14 protein-coding genes and 1 tRNA gene are annotated in these 17,806 nt (G+C 70.5%); 9 read left to right on the forward strand and 6 right to left on the reverse strand.

What is annotated here, in order from left to right:
- Window positions 1-11: 11 nt before the first annotated feature.
- From B5D80_RS11175 to B5D80_RS11190, 4 genes are read left to right on the forward strand one after another with little or no spacing between them, the layout of a single operon-like run.
- A complete protein-coding gene (locus tag B5D80_RS11175) occupies window positions 12-2,759 on the forward strand; it encodes a lantibiotic dehydratase (protein WP_088643752.1) in 2,748 nt (915 codons plus the stop codon).
- Window positions 2,756-3,826 (forward strand): lanthionine synthetase C family protein, encoded by a 1,071-nt coding sequence (locus B5D80_RS11180; protein ID WP_088643753.1) that lies wholly within the window; start codon window positions 2,756-2,758, stop codon window positions 3,824-3,826. Before B5D80_RS11175 ends, B5D80_RS11180 begins: the two co-directional genes overlap by 4 nt.
- An 11-nt stretch (window positions 3,827-3,837) precedes the next feature.
- Window positions 3,838-4,620 (forward strand): thiopeptide-type bacteriocin biosynthesis protein, encoded by a 783-nt coding sequence (locus tag B5D80_RS11185; RefSeq protein ID WP_088643754.1) that lies wholly within the window; start codon window positions 3,838-3,840, stop codon window positions 4,618-4,620.
- Window positions 4,621-4,653: 33 nt separating this feature from the next.
- Window positions 4,654-5,088, forward strand: coding sequence for an NUDIX hydrolase (locus B5D80_RS11190; protein ID WP_088643755.1), 435 nt, complete (start codon window positions 4,654-4,656; stop codon window positions 5,086-5,088).
- A gap of 464 nt (window positions 5,089-5,552) precedes the next feature.
- Here B5D80_RS11190 and B5D80_RS33880 read toward each other — a convergent pair whose 3' ends face one another.
- Together B5D80_RS33880 and B5D80_RS11205 are read right to left on the reverse strand one after the other, a co-directional pair.
- Window positions 5,553-6,533 carry a hypothetical protein gene (locus B5D80_RS33880; RefSeq protein ID WP_211291458.1) on the reverse strand — a complete coding sequence of 327 codons (981 nt, stop codon included), beginning with the start codon at window positions 6,531-6,533 and terminating at the stop codon, window positions 5,553-5,555.
- A 486-nt stretch (window positions 6,534-7,019) separates the two neighbouring features.
- Entirely contained in the window at window positions 7,020-7,460 is a 441-nt protein-coding gene (locus B5D80_RS11205; protein WP_088643757.1) for a GIY-YIG nuclease family protein, read from the reverse strand.
- Between the two features lie 1,172 nt (window positions 7,461-8,632).
- On the opposite strand from B5D80_RS11205, the gene B5D80_RS11210 reads away from it, so the two are divergent.
- Both B5D80_RS11210 and B5D80_RS11215 read left to right on the forward strand, forming a co-directional pair.
- Window positions 8,633-9,043, forward strand: coding sequence for a hypothetical protein (locus tag B5D80_RS11210; RefSeq protein ID WP_088643758.1), 411 nt, complete (start codon window positions 8,633-8,635; stop codon window positions 9,041-9,043).
- Between the two features lie 627 nt (window positions 9,044-9,670).
- Window positions 9,671-9,743 (forward strand) — tRNA-Arg (locus B5D80_RS11215).
- A 174-nt stretch (window positions 9,744-9,917) separates the two neighbouring features.
- Here the strand turns inward: B5D80_RS11215 and B5D80_RS11220 are convergent.
- Window positions 9,918-10,451 (reverse strand): hypothetical protein, encoded by a 534-nt coding sequence (locus B5D80_RS11220; RefSeq protein ID WP_144081642.1) that lies wholly within the window; start codon window positions 10,449-10,451, stop codon window positions 9,918-9,920.
- 174 nt (window positions 10,452-10,625) lie between these two features.
- On the opposite strand from B5D80_RS11220, the gene B5D80_RS11225 reads away from it, so the two are divergent.
- The 3 genes from B5D80_RS11225 (at window position 10,626) to B5D80_RS11235 (ending at window position 15,122) form a co-directional block, all read left to right on the forward strand.
- The gene (locus B5D80_RS11225) at window positions 10,626-11,924 is read left to right on the forward strand and encodes a WD40 repeat domain-containing protein (RefSeq protein ID WP_088643760.1); all 1,299 of its coding nucleotides are present in this window, start codon (window positions 10,626-10,628) and stop codon (window positions 11,922-11,924) included.
- Window positions 11,925-12,079: 155 nt separating this feature from the next.
- Complete coding sequence (locus B5D80_RS11230; protein ID WP_088643761.1) at window positions 12,080-13,318, forward strand: hypothetical protein; 1,239 nt, start codon at window positions 12,080-12,082, stop codon at window positions 13,316-13,318.
- Window positions 13,319-13,430: 112 nt separating this feature from the next.
- Window positions 13,431-15,122 (forward strand): choice-of-anchor D domain-containing protein, encoded by a 1,692-nt coding sequence (locus B5D80_RS11235; protein WP_088643762.1) that lies wholly within the window; start codon window positions 13,431-13,433, stop codon window positions 15,120-15,122.
- 59 nt (window positions 15,123-15,181) lie between these two features.
- On the opposite strand, the gene B5D80_RS11240 is transcribed toward B5D80_RS11235, so the two are convergent.
- The 3 genes from B5D80_RS11240 to B5D80_RS33330 are packed head-to-tail and all read right to left on the reverse strand — an operon-like array spanning window position 15,182 to window position 17,736.
- Window positions 15,182-15,574, reverse strand: coding sequence for a PAAR domain-containing protein (locus tag B5D80_RS11240; RefSeq protein ID WP_088643791.1), 393 nt, complete (start codon window positions 15,572-15,574; stop codon window positions 15,182-15,184).
- A 33-nt stretch (window positions 15,575-15,607) separates the two neighbouring features.
- The gene (locus B5D80_RS11245; protein WP_088643763.1) at window positions 15,608-16,387 is read right to left on the reverse strand and encodes a helix-turn-helix transcriptional regulator; all 780 of its coding nucleotides are present in this window, start codon (window positions 16,385-16,387) and stop codon (window positions 15,608-15,610) included.
- A complete protein-coding gene (locus tag B5D80_RS33330; RefSeq protein WP_158224160.1) occupies window positions 16,384-17,736 on the reverse strand; it encodes a COG1470 family protein in 1,353 nt (450 codons plus the stop codon). The genes B5D80_RS11245 and B5D80_RS33330 overlap by 4 nt, the downstream gene beginning before the upstream one ends.
- Between the last annotated feature and the right edge of the window lie 70 nt (window positions 17,737-17,806).

Below are 17,806 nucleotides of genomic sequence, written 5' to 3' on the forward strand. Positions count from 1 at the left end.
GGTGGTGCATCATGGTTCCCGCAGCTGGTGCGGCGCTGATCAGAGTCGCCGCCTACCCCGGGGGCCTCGTTCTGCCTCCCTGGCCCGACATCGCCCATGGTCATCCGGATCAGTGGCGCGGGTGGCTGGACAAGACGTGGGCGCTGCCCGGGTTCGCGGCAGCCGTCACCGGCGCGGCACCGCAGTTGGCCGACCAGATCCAACGCACGCTGAGCGGGGAGCCGATGTCCCAGCAGCGACTACGACGCCTGGTGCAGTCAGCGGTCCGGTACCTGCTGCGCTGGACCACCCGGGCGACCCCGTTCGGCACGTTCGCTGGTATCGCCCCGGTCCGGTTCGGCGCTCGCGCAGCGGTCCACCTGGGCGAGGCCCACCGTGCGGTCTCCCGCCCCGATGGCCAGGTCATCGCCGAGCACACCGCGCGGGCCGAACAGGATCTGGCGACCCTGCGCACCGTCGCGGTGGTGACGAACTCGCTGGGATACCGGCGTGGCGACAGGTGGGTGCTGCCCTGCGCCCATGCCAGCGGCGATCGGCGGTGGGACGTCGAGGTCCGCCTGACCAGCCCGATCCGGGCCGCGATCCAGGCGGCGCGGTCCCCGGTCAGGTTCGCCGACCTCGCCGAGACGATCGCTGTACCCGCCAGCATCGCCGACGCCGAGCGGCTGCTGGCCGACCTGGTTCACACCGGGGTGCTGCTCTCGGCCCTACGCCCACCCATGACCGCCACCGACCCGACCGCACACCTCACCTGCCATTACGCCATCCCGGAACCGGGCAACCGAGTCGCCGTCGATCTCCGCGCCGACATCGCCGTGACCCTGCCCCCGCCGGTCCTGCACGAGGCGGAGCGGGCCGCGTCGACCCTCGTGGCGGTAGCGCCACCACCTACTCCCGGATGGGCCGAGTACCACAGCGCGTTCATCGAGCGATGGGGTCCAGGAGCGGCTGTTCCCCTCCGTGAGGTGCTGAACGTGCTGGGCTTTCCGGCCGGCTACCGGGGATCCACTCGCCGCGCCCCGGCTCTTTTCACCGCCCGCGACCGGCTGCTCGGACAGCTCGCGCAGCAGGCCGCACTCGACGGCTGCGCCGAGGTGGTGCTCGACGACACGCTGATCGACCGACTCCGCTGGAATGACGACCGGCCGTCGATCCCGCACACCGAACTGCGGTTCGCCCTCGCCGCCGACACTCCCCGCGATCTGGACTGCGGCGCGTTCACCCTGACGGTGCTCAGCGGGTCCCGCCACGCCGGGGTCGCCGCGGCCCGGTTCCTGCACCTGCTCACCCCTGTTGAACTCGCCGGATTTCAACAGACCTACCGCCATCTGCCGACCGCCCTGCCCGGCGCGGCCCCGCTGCAACTGTCCGGACCACCCCTTGACGCCCGTCTCACCGCAGTCGCCCGGACGCCCGAGCTGCTGCCCGTCCTTCCTGTCGGCGACTTCCATCCGGCACCGCCGTACACGATCGAAGACCTGGCGGTGGCCGGCGACGGACGCCGGTTGTGGCTGGTATCGCTGACCACCGGTCAGCCTGTCGAGCCGCTGCTGTTCAACAGCGTGCTGCTGCCCACGTTGCAGCAGCCGCTGATGCGGTTCCTGGCCGAGATCTGGACCGCGTGGACGGCACCGTGCAGCCGGTTCGACTGGGGACACGCCAGCGGCCTGCCGTTCCTACCCCGCCTGCGACGGGGCCGCACCATAGTGCACCCCGCTCGCTGGATCGTCGACCACACGGCGCTTCCCGCTCAGGGGACAGCATGGGCGCAGTGGTGTGACGCCTGGCGACGACACCGCCTCCAACGGCACATTCCGGAGCAGGTCCTGGTCGGCGATGACGACATACGCCTACGCCTTGACCTGGACAACCCCGCCCACCTGGCGGTCCTACGCGACCACCTCGAACGGCATCCCCGCACTGTGATCACCGAGGCTCCAGGGCCAGCGGGCTGGATCGACGACCGCCCCGCCGAACTCCTGCTCACCCTCACCCACCCCGCGCCGGCCGCTCAACCAGCCCGACCAGCCCGACCAGCCACCACTGTTCAGCACTGGCCAGGGCAGTCACGGTGGCTCGAGGCACACCTACACGGTCGGCTCGATGACATCTTGACCGACCTCGCCCGCCACCCCGCCGACCACCTCCCAGCCGGTTGGTGGTTCCTGAGGTATCCCCGCCCCGAGCCGCACCTGCGGCTACGCATCCCGCTTCCGGACACCGGCCGGATCGCCGACACGACCCGCCACCTCGCCCGCTGGGTGCAGCACCTGCACGACGACTCCGTCGTCCACGACTACAGCCTGCACCCGTACCGCCCCGAAACCCGGCACGGCGCCGCAGCGACCCTCGCCGCCGCCGAGCGGGTGTTCGCCGCCGACTCCCGCGCCGCCCTGCACCAACTCACCGGAGACCGCCAAGCCGCCACCGCCGCTGGGATGATCGCCATCGCCGAAGGCTTCACCGGCGACGGCCCGCGCTGGCTCGCGACCCACCTTCCTCACCGGACCGGCCCCCGCCTCGACCCCGCCCAGCTCGGACAAGCCCGACGCCCAGTGCATGACGAGCGGCTCGCGGCAGCGCTGGCCGCCTACCGCTCCATGGTCGCCGATGACGGGCTCGACCCCGACACGGTGCTGGGTGACCTGCTGCACCTGCATCACGCCCGCATGATCGGCGTCGACCTCGCCTCCGAACGGCACTGTCTGCGGCTGGCCCGAACCATCGCCCGCACCATCCTCGCCGGGCGTAAGCCGTGACCGCTGGACAGTCCCTCGCCGACGGCGCGGCGGGCATCGCTCTGCTGCACCTGGAAACCGGCAACTGGCCCGCAGCGTACGAGGCACTGCGCGACGCCACCGCCGGTGGCGTGAGCATCAGCGACGGAGCCAGCCTCTTCTACGGCGCTCCCGCGCTCGCCTTCGTCCTCGCCACCACCGACCACCCCGGGCTCGCCCAGGCACGATCGGCCACCGCCGACGGCACCGCCACAGTGACACGCCGCCGGCTCGACGCTGCCCACCTCCGCATCGACCGACACGAGCAGCCGCACTACGCCGAGTACGACCTCATCCGGGGACTGACCGGGCTCGGCGTCGTCCTGCGCCGGCTTGGCGATCACGACCTGCTCCGTCAGGTCCTGGACTACCTCGTTCGGCTCACCGAACCGCAAGGCGAGCTACCCGGCTGGTGGTGCCGGAACGGGCCCGAACGCCGCCAGCCACCGCCCGCCGGCGGTCATGCGAACCTCGGCATAGCCCACGGCATCACCGGCCCACTGGCACTGCTCGCCCTCACCCTCCGCGACGGCATCACCGTCGCCGGACACACCACGGCGATCACCCGCATCAGCCGATGGCTGGACGCCTGGAAGCAGCAAACCGACGGCACGATTTGGTGGCCGCAAACCATTACCCTCACCGACTTACACCACGGAACACCCGCCCAGCGAACCCCGCTGCGGCCGTCCTGGTGCTACGGCACCCCCGGCATCGCCCGCGCCCAGCAACTCACCGCACGAGCCCTGCGCGACACCACTCGGCAGCACCTCGCCGAGACCGCCTTCACCACCTGCGTCACCGACCCCGAACAACTTCGACGGCTCACCGACCGAAGCCTGTGCCACGGCACCGCCGGACTGGTGGCCACCGCCCGCCGCATCGCTTCCGATGCCCTCACCTGGATACCCCTGGCTGCCGTAGAAGATCTCCACCGGCAGACCGCCCCCACCACCAACGAGCCCGAAGGGCTGCTCGATGGCAGGGCAGGCGCCGACCTCGTCACGGCCGTCGCCGCCGCCTGGGACGCCTGTCTCCTCCTCACCTGAAAGAGCCATCCGTGGACCACACCTCCTGGCACCAGGTCAACATCACCTACCCCGGCCAGACCGCTCAGGAGCGCGAGAAACCGGCCGTCGCCCACCTGCGCCGAGTGCTTCCCGCCGCCGAGACCGCCGGCCTGATCACCTCCTGGTGGTTCATCCGCAAAGGCGCCTGGCGCATCCGCTACCTCCCCACAAGCAGCCCAGACAGCGGCGACCATGCCCGCCGGCTACTCACCGAAGGGGCCACCTGGACCGGCGACATCTACGAACCCGAAATTCACGCCTTCGGCGGCCACGACGCCATGAACACCGCCCACACGCTGTTCCACCACGACAGCCGCCACCTCCTCACCTACCTTCACCAGCACCCCACAACCCGGCGCGAACACTCCCTGATCTTGTGCAGCGCCCTGATGCGCGCAGCAGGGCTGGACCTCAACGAGCAGGGCGACGTATGGGCACAAGTCGTCGAGCATCGCGCAGCGCACCTCAACCATCCGCCCACAACTGATGCCCGTAGATGGCAGAGCTTCACCGAAGACGTTCGGGATCTGCTGCTCGGCTCACCTCGCACCACCGGCGACTGGCACACCGCATTTCAGAACGCCGGAGCAGCCCTACACCGCCAACGGGAAACGGGCACCCTTACTCGTGGTCTGCGGGCAGTGATCGCCTTGCACGTGATCTTCCACTGGAACAGGCTCGGCCTACCCGCCGCCACCCAGGCCACCCTCGCCCGAGCGGCCCAGCAAGCCATCTTCGGCCTGCCAGATCCGCACCTGCCAGATCCTGGGTAGACGCACCAGGAAACGCGAGTGAAGGAAGGCGCCATGCCCGAGAAGGTGATCACCAACAAGGTTCTCTGCTACGTCGTAAGGGAGGGACGGTTGCTCGTCTTCCGGCACACCGACTTCAGCTACGAGGAGGTGGGGATCCAGGTGCCCGGCGGCAGCGTCCGTCCGGGTGAGGACCCAGCGGACGCGGCGCTACGGGAAGCCCGCGAAGAGACCGGGCTGACGGGCTTCAGCGTCGTACGGAAGCTGGGAGAGGTCGAGTACGACATCAGCCCGCTCCGCTTCGAGGTCCAGCGTCGCCACGTCTTCGAGCTGGCGCTGCACGGGGCGACGCCCGAGCGGTGGGCGAGCCAGGAGGACCACGACGGCGAGCAGGAGCCCACCCGGTTCGAGTGCTTCTGGATATCGCTACGGACTGGGCATGTCCTGCAGTCCGGCCAGGGCGCACTCATGGGCCGGTTGTTCGACTGACCAGGAGTCCCAACAGCGGCAACCAGAGGTACCAATGCGGAGGACTTGGTCCAGCGCAGCCGATGGCTGGTGAGGGCGCTGGGCGTCGTTCGGGCCTTCCGCTTCATCCTGGTGGGCGTCCTACCAATCGGATGGCCGGCCCTCTCGAATCTGACGTGGTGCAGAGCGCTCGACTCGACGCCAGCCCCGACGACTGGGCACCCGACACCTGCAACCACTTGGACGGCCCGCCCGGGCAGTGGGCCGGCGAGCATCTCCAGGACCGGGCCGTACGCGAGGAGGTAGTCGGCGAGGCTGATGAGTTCGGCGGCGTTGCGGCCGGGGCGTTTGCATCTCGTTGACGGTGAACTCGATAGTTCCTTGGGTGAGCTCAATGCGAGGGTGTTCGCCAGTTCGTAGAAACGCACGAGACGCTTGCTGGGCTCCACGTACGGCGCGCCGTACGTGGAGCCCAGCAAGAGCGGTTAGAAAGGTGAGATCAGCTCGATGGCGGTGCGCGCTGCTTCCTGCGCGCCGTCGCTTACGCCCTGGCCAACTCCGGCGGTACCGGCGGCGGCGATCGGGGTGAGCCAGGTGCGAAGGACCGTCGCGGCCCGCCGGATCGGCCCGGGCCGCGGTTCGTCCTGGACAATCTCGGCGAGGATCTCTCTGCTGGCTGCGTCGATGTCTTCCCGGGCTTCCTCGGACAGACCCATGGCCGGGACCTGCTGCAGCATCTCGGTCAGCGCCTTGGCGAGCGCCTCGTATCCCGGGGCGATCTGTTCGACCCGGGTGTTGTTCTGGGTCACCGACTGGTTGTTCCAGGCCAGCTGCGCCCCATCGGCACTGCCGCCGTTGAACACGGGACCGTTGTACGTGGACGTTGACGTCGAAACCGTGGGTTCCTGACGGCGCAGGTAGGCGGACACGTTGGCGCTCCAATCGACGACGCAGTCCATGCCGTCCGGGGTGATGTCAGCCCGCAGCGGGCCGGTGTGACCAAACGCGCCAGGGCCCTTGATCAGTTCCCGCTTCGCGAGGTACTCGGCAGCCAGTGCGATCTCCACCTCGGTGAATGCGCTGCCCTCGAAGGCCGCCTCGGGAGCCGAAGCGAACCGGCCAGGGAGGGGCATGTGCACCCTGGCAATGTGCTGGCGGTACATCCACCGCAGCAATCCGCTACGGGCCGCGCCAGCGCGCAGCGCCGGGTCATCCCGGCGCCGGCGGCGCTCCTGCACGTGAGCCAGCCCGTCCGGAGTCAGCAGGATTCTTGGGTTCCCGAACGTGGACACGGACCGGGCCAGGCCGCTGGCCGTGCACATATCCACCAGCGTGAAGCCGACGTCGAGGTCGAGACCACGTTCCTCGGCGAACGGCATGACCGGAACAGCGTTCGTGGTGTCGCCGCCAGCCTGGTCATAGGCCCAGTCGAGCAACGCGTCCCGCATCGCGGCGGTGTCGTCCATGACGATCCTTGTCAGTGAGGTGGGGAAAGCCGGGGAAGCCTCCCCGGCCTGACGAAAGGTCTGCTCGGTCGCGACACTTCGCGCGGCGACCGAGTACGGCTCTCCGGTCGCTGCCATCCGGGCACGGATAGCCCGGGTGCGAGCACGGCGGTTGTCACTGGAATGGCCCATCGTGAATCCTCCAGCGGAGCCCCACGTCCCCCGCGAGATCACGGCGGTCTCACGCTGCGTCGAAGACGGCTTGTCCTCGTCGCGATCCAGAGGCAACGTGGGTGCCAGGCGATCGCTCAGAGCAGGCCAGCGTGATGGCCCACTCGGACACTAGTCGCAACCTCTAGCAGAAGCGCCTCGACACGCCGAGCATCGGCTCGAATCCCACGGACGGCTTCCCGGCGGCTGACACCAGTCAGTAATCGAGACCCGGTGACAACCATAGTGCGCCGTCCAGCCGGTCGTTCATCAGTGTGGTTGCGCCGTGGTCGCCGGTTATGGGTAGCACTCCTCAGAGCAGACGGAGCCGATGAACTCCATCAGCTCGGGGTGGTTCTGAAACCACTCGAGATGGTCGGGCAGGCGCAGGTGGTCGAAGCGCCGGTGGAGCTGGCCTTCCAGCCGTTGGCGGGCGGATTTGCCGCCTTCGGCGATGACGTGCAGCAGCTCCAGGCCATGGGGGTTGCTGCCGTGGAAGTCGCGCATCCGCTCGTACGGGTCGGCGGTCTCACCGATCTTTATAGACGGGCCGCTGGCGATGAAGTAAACGCCCGCGTAGTGGTGCGGCAGGCCGTGGGCGCCGAAGCGGTCGAAGACGGTCAGCTCGGCTTCGATCATGGCTTCTTTCAGATCGCCGTGGGTGCCGTAGCTGCGGATCTCTCTTCGGTATCGGGCGGTCAGCCGCTTTCGGTCCTGGTATTCGCGGTAGGCGGTCATCGGTCACCGTCCCGGCGGGAGTAGGTGCCGACTGGGCCAACGCCGTTAGCAGCGCGGAGGGCGTTGAGGACGCGCAGGAACTCCTGGTGGGCCGGTGGTGAGGTCGTCAACCTCCGCGTCGACCCTGTCGAGACTCTGGCCCTTGCTGTATCTAGGCCTCGCGGGGCGCACCGAGCACGCGAGTGCAGCTGCGGAGTTCGGCGCGGTACTCCGCGACGTCGCGGCCAAGACCCGGGCAGCCAGGACCCCTGCCACGTGATCGTCAGCTCAGCCCTCCGTGCCGCGATCCGCTGTCCCAGTTCTTCCAGGCGGCTCATCGCTTGCGATTCTTCCCAGCGGCGCGGCCCTGTGTCCAGGGCGGTCTGTACGGTAGCCAGACCGCTGCGGAGCTGTTCAAGGTCGGCGGCCTGCCGGTCGGGTGGAGGAACCCCGGGCACCGGCGGACCCGCCTGGGCATCCCCGCATCCTGGCCTGCGGCATTGCCGCCGATGACCGTCTGATGCTGGCCACCTACCTGGGCGACATCATCACCGCCGCCCCGATCGGTGCCATCTAAAGTCGGCGATTTGCCCGACCTCGACCAACACGAGCAGGTCCAGACCATCTACCCGCCTGCCACACCGTCCCGGAGGAACACGGTGCGGCAGGCGGGTACCTTCTGCAGGGTGGCCGACGTGCGTAGTCTGCGGCCGGCAGCGCCCGCGTGGTCCGACACCAGCCGTGGTCGCGGCGGCGTGTCATCCGCTCGGATGGGAATCGAGAAGCTACACTGCTGCCCTCGAACCTGCCCAAGTCTCAGATCGAGCGTGGCAGCCGGACCGTTGAGGGGGCTTTCAAAAGAATGGGCCCACCAGAATGGTTCTTAATGTCACATTATTGCTAGCTGTCGCTTAGGCGAGGCTGCCCAAAACCCGACAGAGATCATCAAGGTTGGTGGGGCGTTTGCCCTGGTCGTCGGGCTTCTGCGCTTGGCCTACTATCTTCCGCAGGAGTTAGCCGCAGCTTTCGGCGCGCTGATACGCATGGCGGCCGCTGGCAGTACTGCCCGACCTGCGGGTCCCGCAGAGTCGAGACTCCCTGGTGCCTGCCACTGCAACTGCGGGCTTCAGGGTCGACTACCGGTCGTATGCTTTGAACGGGCAAGCCTCGGGGACGATGAAGGCCTGCTGAGAATGCAGGGTGCCCTCTTTAGGACGACGGTCAACCACTACGGCCCGGTCATCGGTGGCAATGCCGACGGCGCGCAGTTCGCATGGGGAAACCATACCGTCCACCAGTCACGCAGCCATGTAGAGCAGGCCGCCCCGGAATTCGAGCTGCTTGTACAGGTGGTGGCGGACACTCTGGAGAAGATGCCAACCATCGACTTAAGTCCGGATAGCTTGCGGGAGGTGAGGGCTGCCGCCGAGGACGTCCTCAACGAAGCCACGCAAGCCGAACCTGACAGAGACAGGATCCGACGGGCAGCCAATGCCCTGAAGGGCTTATTAGCTCCAGTGGCCTTGGGCGTGAGGGGCGGCAGCGTTGCCGGTGCTCGAGAATGGGCGCGCACCACGATCGAGCAGCTCAGTATGCCGTTCTGACGCAGCGGCGGCTCCATCTGTCCTGTTTCAGCCTGCTGATCAGTGTCGCTTGTGATGCCCTTGGCGTGAAGCTGGCGGTGGCAGCAGTCATAGCTGCGGTCGGCGTGGACCCTACGGCCGTCGAGGCAATGGCTGGGCATGGTGTCTCGGACCCGCAGACCACTGGGTAAGCGGTACCGGCGAGGCGCACAGGACGGCGGCAGGGGTTCACCCCGGCCCACAACTCATCCGGCACGGTTCCGCGACTATTGGGTAGCGCCGTTCGAGAGTTGCGACCCGCGGGACCACGGTCGGACGACTGCAGAGGCCGTCGTAGTCGGTGACGGGGGCGAGTGATTCCGTGGTTCGCGCACCGTGCCCTCCGGCGGCGACGCCGAAGGTGGGCGTACAGACGAGGCGTGGTTGATCTTCGATGATGTGCACGACGTGTGCTCGCCAGCGGATGCCAGCCCCGGTCACCCGGTGCCGACGCGGGTCACCGCAGCCGCTCGTGGTCGCAAACGGGGGTTCGTGTGCTCGAGCTGTGGTCCTGGGCTGGGCGAACGGGGGGTCCGGGTGCTGCGGGTGAGTCTGGACCACTCCCTGCCACCCCAGGTGAACCGGCAGGTCGCTAGACTAGGCGCTCGCGCCCTCGTAGCTCAGGGGATAGAGCATCGGTTTCCTAAACCGTGTGTCGCAGGTTCGAATCCTGCCGGGGGCACCTCCAAGATCAGCCACTGATTCGTCTGGCTGCGGACATGCTCCCGCAGGACCGCCTGCAAGAGGCGCCGGCGGCACCGACCAGCCCCGGCCCTCCGCACCACCTAACCAGCCGTCAAGAACAGCATGCTGGTGCCCTCGGCTCCCGACCGTGCGGCGCGCAGTCCCTACCCCATCAGGTGCTGGGGGCGGCAGCATTGCGGTCGGCCCGCCGGACAATGTCCAGGAGCATGAGCAGCACCAGAGCCGTCATGATGAACACCGCGAGGTAGAAGCCCCAGGCCACGTTCACCTCCCTGGCGGAGAGATGGTCACGCATGATGTCGCCGGACCTGATCCCACCCGCGATTTTCTCAGCGGCGACGAAGCCGTACCCGCCCGGCGCGTCCACTGACGGGATCGCCAGCCAGGAAACGGTCGCCACGAGCAGACCCGTCGTCCCGGTGAGCAGGAACAGCCAGCGCAGCCGCGCCGGCAGCGTCGGCCACCTGCCGGCGTAGACGCCGCAGGTCACGTAACCGATCGCCGCGACGACGCCGAGGAGCACGGCCAGCGACCAGCCGGATGAGCTGTGCCACGCCGTGGCCGTGTTCACGTGGTGGGTCTGCTGTCCGGTGCCGTACCGGACGACCGTCCAGCTCAACCGGTACCAGGGGAGGAAGCTGTCGGCGAGCAGCAGCACGCCGAGCGCCGCGATGGACCGTTCCAACCACGGTGAGCGTAGGAGCGGGCCGTACAGGGGGTGCTGGACAAGGAATCGCATAGCCAGATGTTGGCCTGTCGCGGTGTTCCCCGCTTTCCAGGGTGACTGCTCGGCCACGGTTGTCGGCCCCACCAGATCAGGGGCAGACCGGGCGCTGGCGGTGCCGGATAGGGTGCTGCCGTGCTGACACTGCCGTGCGGGCATCCGGCGGATGCGGCCACCAGTCGGGTCTGCTCCCACCTGGTCGGCGTACCGGAGGACCGGGAGGTCTCGTGTTTCCGGCTGCTGACCGGGCGCGGGCTGGCGTTCGACCTGGTCTGCCGGGAGTGCGGCGAGGCCGGTGGGTCGCCCGCGCTGGTCGTGGTGTGCGAGGGGTGCGTCGACCGGCTCGTCGAGGACGGGGAACTGCTGGGCTGGCGTGGCGAGCCGGAGATCCTGGAACGCCCGGAGCCACTCGACCCGACGGTGTCGGACTGGCCGCTGCCGGCGTCGCTGGGGCAGGTGATCGATCTCGCCCCGGTCGACGACGCCGACGGCTCCCGCTGGCTGGTGCTCACCGCCGACGGCACGATCGTCGCGCTGGACCCGGACGACGACCGGGTCACCGTGTTGGCCTCCGTCGAGCTGGTCGACGAGCCGGGCCGGCAGCCGTGGCTGGACCACCGGTTGCGGCGCAGGCTGCACGTGTCCGGATGTGGCCGGTTCGCCGCCGTGGTCAACGACTTCGGCCGGTACGGGCAGGTGGTGGATCTCGACCGGGGCGGTGCGGTGACGCTCGCCCTCGACGGCGGGGACTACCACGCGAACACGGTGCCGTTCGCGCTGGTCTTCGCCCGCGTCGACGGCCGGCCGGTGGTGCTGCACCGCACCCGGTGGAACCGGCTCGACGTCAGCGACCCGGCCACCGGCGAGTTGCTGACCGCGCGGGAACTGGAGAAGTCGGCGGAGGGGGACCGGCCGGCGCACCGTCTCGACTACTTCCACGGCAGAGTGCTCTGCTCCCCGGGCGGTCGGGCCCTCGCCGACGACGGCTGGGTCTGGCATCCGGTCGGTGTGCCCACGGTCTGGGCGTTGCGCCCGTGGTTGGACGGCAACGTGTGGGAGTCCGAGGACGGGCCCACCCGCCGGGCGCTGTGCCACCGCGACTACCACTGGAACGGGCCGCTCTGCTTCGTCGGTGACACGCTGCTGGCCGTCGGTGGCATCGGCGACGACGACGAGACGATGCTGCCCGGCGTACGACTGTTCGACGTGGCCTCGGGCCGTGAGCTGACCACCTTCGCCGGGCCCGCCGGGGCCTGGTTCTCCGACGGCCGGCGGCTCTACTCGGCGCACCCCGACGGCCTGCACGTCTGGGACCCGCTGACCGGGCACCGTACCGCGACGGTGCCCGGCTTCGTGCCGACCTGCCGGCACCGGGGCACCGGGGAACTCGCCGCGGTCACCGACGGCGTGTTGCGCCGGTGCCGGCCGGCGTGAGCGGGCCACCGGACGCGCGACGCTGACCCCGGCACCGGGCTTGCCCGCGGGGGCAGGGGGGACTGCCCCGAAGGCGGCCGGTGCCCGCGTACCGCGGCGGCCGGGGTCCGGGCAGGGTGGCCGGGTCGACTGTCGCCGATCCGAAAAGAGCGGTCATGACCTGGCAAGAGAACTACTGGGACGATGCCACGCAGAGCCCGGACTACTTCCAGCTTGTCGAGTTCGCCACCGTCCTCGACGGCGACTACGGCACCCGGATGTTCGGCCGGTGGATCGAGCAGATGCACCCGGACCGCCACGACCTGATCCGCAGCCTGGAGTACCTGCTGGTCACCTACCGGCACGGCGACGACGTGCGGGCGACGCTCGACACGTTCGAGCGTCAGCTGCCCCGGCCGTGGGACGACTGGGCGATGGGCACCGCGCTGGCGGAGACCGCCCGGCGGTACCCGGACGTGCCTGTCGAACTCCGGGACGACGACGACTTCGCCACGCTGGCCGAGCTGCTGCGCGACGACGAGCAACTGTTCACGCTCTGGCGGGAGGAGGTGCAGCAGGCCGCCGTCATGGCGCTGTCCGTCCCCGAGGTGATGCCCGCCTTCGTGGCCTCCTGCCAGGCCCTCGCCGAGGAGGCGCTGCGGCACCAGGGCCGGGGCAAGGAGGAGGAGAGCGACCGGGAGAGCGAGGAGGAGAGCTACGACTACTCCGGGTACGACCGGGCGTTCGGCCACATCGCGTCCGACGACGACCTGGTGGCGGTTCCCACCCCGGCGAAGTCGGTCCGGTTCGCGGAGCCGCTGGTGGAGGGGGAGGACGCGCCGGAGTGGCAGCACCAGGAGTTCAAGATCGGAGTGGCCTTCACCCTGAACCCGGAGGCCAACTCGAACCTGCCCGGCCACTACTCCTGGGCGCAGACCCAGGCCCTGGTCAGCCCGTGGGGGGTGGACGTGGACGAACTCGCCACCATGATCGGGACAGCGATGAACCGGATGCCCCGCATGTACCGGGACGACCGGGTGACCATCCACGTCTTCCCGCAGCACATCTTCATCACGGTGACTATCGACTCGGCCCTCAACGCGCACAACACCGGGATCATCGCCACCCTGACCGACGAGGGAGCGTACGCGCACTACGTGCAGTTCAAGGACCTGGTGATGTTCTACACCGACGAGAGCGACATGGACACCCCGATCTACAACGTGCTCAGGACGTTCGGGGACCCGTGGGCCGGCGGCACTGCCGAGAGCTACGTGGTGCGCCACGGCCGGGGCCGCAAGGCGCACTTCACCGTCGACCCGGTGAAGACCAGCCACGAGCAGAGCGTGGCAGCGGTCGTCCGGCGCTGCTCCGGCGGGCTGGACGTCCGGGTGCTGTCGGCCCGCCCGCAGTAGGGTGACAGCCGGCGGGGGCGCCGGGGCGGTGCCCGAACGGGCAGGCGGGACTGCCCGCAGGATTTCCCGCACGGTCGCGGTCGACCCGGTCGGGCCGCGTTCACTGTCCACCATGGCAGCGTCAGCGTCCCGTTCCCTGCGCGCCGCGTCGGCGTTCGCTGTGGTGGCACTCCTGGTGGCCGGTGCACCGCCGGCCGCGTACGCCGAGTTCTTCGCGGCACCGCGACCGGCCGGTGGGCCGGCGTTGCGGATCAGCGTGGGCGACGGCGTCGCCCCCCTGGTCGGCGAACCCGCCGGGACGACCCTCGGGCTGACCCCCGGTGGCTCGGCGGTGGTCACCCGCACGGTGACCACCGCGACCATCCCGCCCCGGCCCGACGTGGTGCTGCTCGCCGACACGACCGGCAGCATGCAGGCGGCGCTGAACGACGTCCGGATCAACGCGAAGCGGATCGTCGACGACATCAGCGGCGTCCAGCCCGACGCCCGGTTCGCGGTCGCCGAGTTCCGGGACGAGGGCGACGAGTTCGTCTTCCGGCTCAACCGGGACCTGACCGCCGTGCCGTCCGAGGTGCAGGACGCGGTGAACGTCTGGACCGCCGCCGGCGGTGGCGACGACCCGGAGGCCGGCCTGAACGCGCTGTACTCCGTCGCCACGGGAGCGGTGGGCCTGCGGGCCGAAAGCAGCCCGATCGTGGTGATCTTCGGGGACGCGCCGTCGCACGACCCGAGCGTCGGCCACGACCTCGCCGGCACCATCGGGGCGTTGACCGACCGGGGCGTCCGGGTGGTGGCCGTGGACGTCGGCAACCCGGGCAGCTACTCCCTCGACCAGACCGGGCAGTACACCGAGATCACCAGGCGGACCGGGGGCGTGCTGCTCAACGCCGCCGGCCCGTCCGAGGTCTCCAACGCCATCCTGGCCGGCGTCCGCGCCATCCAGAGCACCGTCGCGGCCCACGTCACCGACTGCGACCCGCAACTCACGGCCTCCGTCACCCCGGCCGAGCAGACCGTCGACAGCGGCGGCACCGTCGACCTCACCGTCGCCGTCGCGGTCGACCCGGCAGCCCGCAACGGGGAGTACGCCTGCCGGCTCGACGTGTCCGTGGACGGCATCGTGCAGGGCGAGCCGGAACGGCTGACCGTGACCGTCAGCGGCGCGGCGCCCGACGTACCGGTGCTGCACTCCGACGCCGCCACGCTCGACCTCGGGGAGGCCCCGCTCGGGGTGCCCTCGGCGGCCCGGACGGTGACCCTCACCAACACCGGCGACTACCCGCTGACCGTGGCCGCCGCCCTCGCCGAACAACCCCTCCCGGCGGTCTTCGCGGTCACCGGCTCCACCTGCGCCGGGGTGCTGGCCGTCGCCCGGTCCTGCACGATGGCCCTCACCGCCACCCCCCGGGCGATCGGCGCGGCCACGTCGGTGCTCAGCCTCGCCAGCGCCACCGACACCGGTGGGGTCGCCGCCCAGTCGCTGGCCCTGAGCGTCTCGGGCCGCAGCCCGACGTTGCAGTTCAACCCGGGCGTCGGCCGTCCCGGCCAGGTGGTCACCGCGCTCGGCCAGGGCTTCCCGGCGGGTGCCGAGGTGCTGGTCGGCTGGGTCGACGGCACCGGCACGGTGACGGCGGTCGCCGACCTGTCCGGTCGGTTCGCGGTGCCGATGGTGGTCTTTGAGGAGGGGCTCGCCGGCCCCCGGGCCGCGCTCGCCTCGGTGCCGGCGGTCGGCCAGGTGACAAGCGGTACGTTCCTGGTGCAGTCGGCGACCGCCCAGCCGGGGCCGTTCACCCGCCGCCGCTGACCGGCCCACCCGCCCGGGCCCCCGCGACCCGGGCCGCCCCCGGGGGGGGCGCGGCCCGGTCAGCCGAGCAGCACCTGACCGGTGGCGACGATGCTGCCGGCCGGCAGGGGAGCCGGGTCGTTGCAGGTGTTGACCTTGTCGCCGTGCCGGGCCGCCGGCTTGCCGTTGATCAGCACCAGCGGGCTGCCGGCGATGATCGTGCCCTGGTTGTTCGGCGGCGTCTGGAACGGCCCACCGGTCGGCACGTGCGGCGGGGCGTTCACCGCGACGCTGCCGACGACGGCGGCCGGCTTGCCCTCGATCAGCACGTCGGTGCTGCACCCGTTGGCGATCGTCCCGGCGAACGGCATCGGGGTGGGCGTCGGCACCGGCCCGGTCGGTGAGGGCACCATGATGATGTGCGTGTCGGTGCCGACCACCTTGTCACCGAGCTTCGCCGCGGGTACGCCCACGATCACTACCTCCGCTGGACCGACGGGACGGGATCAGATCAGCCCCTCGCGGATGGCGTGCGCGACCGCCTGGGTGCGGTTGCGGACACCGAGCTGGGTGGTGATCTCGTGCACGATGTTCTTGATGCTGCGTTCCGAGTAGGACAGTTCCCGGGCGATCGTCGCGATGTCCGCCCCGGCGGCGATCATCCGGAGTACGGCGAGCTGGCGCGGGGACAACGGCAGGATGGTCAACCCCCGGGGCGCCAACACCTGCCGCTGCGCCCGACCCACCCGGGTCAGCAGCGAGCTGAGCAGGTCGGTGGGGAGCCTCGCCTCGCCCCGGGCGGCGGCCCGGACCACCTCGCGCAGCAGGGTGGCGGTGCTCTCCGAACGGCGTACCAGGCTCAGGCCGCCCGCCTCGATCGCCTGGAGGCCGGCGGTGTCGTCGAGCTGCCCCACCACCAGCACCGGTCGGGGGGACGGCCGCCCGATCAGGGCTTCGAGCTGGGCCAGCAGCCACCCGTCCACCGTGTCGGCGACGATCACCAGGATGTCCGGGTCGTCGTCGGGGCCGGCCACCACGACCGGCCGCGCACCGGCGGGTTCGTCCGGCCCGACGGTGCCGAGCTGGGCTGTCACCCCGGCCTGGGAGATCGGGTCGCGGGAGCGGACCGCCGCGCGTACCGGCCCCGGATGGGCGGTCCCCGCCGGGTGGACGGTCTCCGCCGGGTCGGTGGTGCCGTCCGGGTCGCCGGGACGCGGGGCGGGGGCCTGCCGGGCGGCGCGGTGCGGGCCCGGGGCCTGCCGGGCGGCGGGGCGCGGGTCGCTCATCGGCTCGGGGAGGGGCTCGGGGAGGACGCGACCGGCACGAGCTGACCGGCGAAGTACGCGGCCGGGGTGCACGCCGTGGTGCCCGGGTTCGCGCACTTCACCGCGACCGTCACCGGCTGGCCGGCGGAGAACCGCAGCGGCTGGACGAAGTGGTAGTCCAGGTCCCGGAAGTTGTTCAGGCCCGTCTCCAGCAGCACGGTGTCGCCCCGCCGCACCTGGAGCAGGCCGGCGTCGCCGTGCGGGTTCTGCAACACGATGTCGGTCACCCACAGCACCTTCTTCTCGGCCGGCCGGTAGGTGGAGAGGGTGAACTCGTTGGCCGTGGTCGGCGACGCGCTGGTCGCCACCCGGAAGTCGGCGGCGGTCTCCGGGTCGGCGTTGTCAAGCGTTCCGGCCTGGCCGCCCGGCCCGTTGCCGTTGCCCTTCCCGGTGTCGGTCGTCGGGCTCGGCGACGCGCTCGGTTTCGGGCTGGCCCCGGCCGCGACGTTGGCCACCTTCTCGGCCTTCTCGGCGGTCTGCGCCGCCTCGCTGGCCTGGGTCTTCACCTCGGCGACCTCCTGGGACAACTCCTTGGTCTCCACCTGCGCGGCCTCCTTGGCGGTCGACTGCACGGTGGGCTTGAGCACCGCGAACCAGAGCCCCACCAGGGCCACCGCCGCCGCGGCGGCCACCAGCACCACCCGGGGCGACCAGGCCGGCAGGACGGAGCGCTGCACCAGCAGGCCGTCGCTGGTGATCGGCTCGGCGTCGGGACGGGTCACCGCCACCTGGAACGGCAGGTTGCGGTCCGGGCCGAGCAGGAACCGCTTCCGGGGGCGCACCCGCAGCTTCACGAACGTGGCGGTGCCCGGCCGCAGCACCGGCGCGGCCGGCAGCACCTTGAAGGTCAGCAACCGGTCCGGGTCGGCGGGCAGCACCTCGACCGTGGTCTCGACGTTGCCGGTGTTGTCGATCACCAACTGGTGCCGGGCGGCACGCCGCGCCTGGGAGGTACGGGGCACCAGCTCCGTCGCCAGCTCCACGAAGGGCTGCACGGTGACGGTGCCCTCCTCGACCACCGAACCCTCCGGGTCCTCCCGCCCCCGGACCCGTACCCCGAAGTCGACGCTGCCGGCCGGCACGGTCGCCGCACGCGGCGGGGTGAACGTCACCCGCGCCTCCTGCTCGGTGCCGGGCAGCAGGTTCATCGTCGCCGGCTCGACCTCGGCCCACGGTGCGGCGTCGCCGACCACGTCCAGGGTGAACTGGTCGACGACGGCGGCGGTGTTGCGCACCCGGACGGTGCAGCCGACCGTGCCGCCCGCGGCGACGGTGAGGTCGGTCTCGACAAGTCCCACAGCGACACTCATGCGGGGCAGTGTGGCCGCGCGGGCGGGGCCGGCAGAACCACGAACGAGGAACACCAAGGGGCAGCCGTGG

The sequence above is a fragment of the Micromonospora wenchangensis genome (genome assembly GCF_002210435.1).
GTDB classification, from domain to species: domain Bacteria; phylum Actinomycetota; class Actinomycetes; order Mycobacteriales; family Micromonosporaceae; genus Micromonospora; species Micromonospora wenchangensis.

Coding starts and splice junctions, on each gene's coding strand:
- B5D80_RS33880 (WP_211291458.1), bottom strand. CDS start 6,533: ATGGACGACACCGCCGCGATGCGGGACGCGTTGCTCGACTGGGCCTAT.
- B5D80_RS11245 (WP_088643763.1), bottom strand. CDS start 16,387: ATGAGCGACCCGCGCCCCGCCGCCCGGCAGGCCCCGGGCCCGCACCGC.
- B5D80_RS11235 (WP_088643762.1), top strand. CDS start 13,431: ATGGCAGCGTCAGCGTCCCGTTCCCTGCGCGCCGCGTCGGCGTTCGCT.
- B5D80_RS11230 (WP_088643761.1), top strand. CDS start 12,080: ATGACCTGGCAAGAGAACTACTGGGACGATGCCACGCAGAGCCCGGAC.
- B5D80_RS11190 (WP_088643755.1), top strand. CDS start 4,654: ATGCCCGAGAAGGTGATCACCAACAAGGTTCTCTGCTACGTCGTAAGG.
- B5D80_RS11205 (WP_088643757.1), bottom strand. CDS start 7,460: ATGACCGCCTACCGCGAATACCAGGACCGAAAGCGGCTGACCGCCCGA.
- B5D80_RS33330 (WP_158224160.1), bottom strand. CDS start 17,736: ATGAGTGTCGCTGTGGGACTTGTCGAGACCGACCTCACCGTCGCCGCG.
- B5D80_RS11210 (WP_088643758.1), top strand. CDS start 8,633: ATGCAGGGTGCCCTCTTTAGGACGACGGTCAACCACTACGGCCCGGTC.
- B5D80_RS11175 (WP_088643752.1), top strand. CDS start 12: ATGGTTCCCGCAGCTGGTGCGGCGCTGATCAGAGTCGCCGCCTACCCC.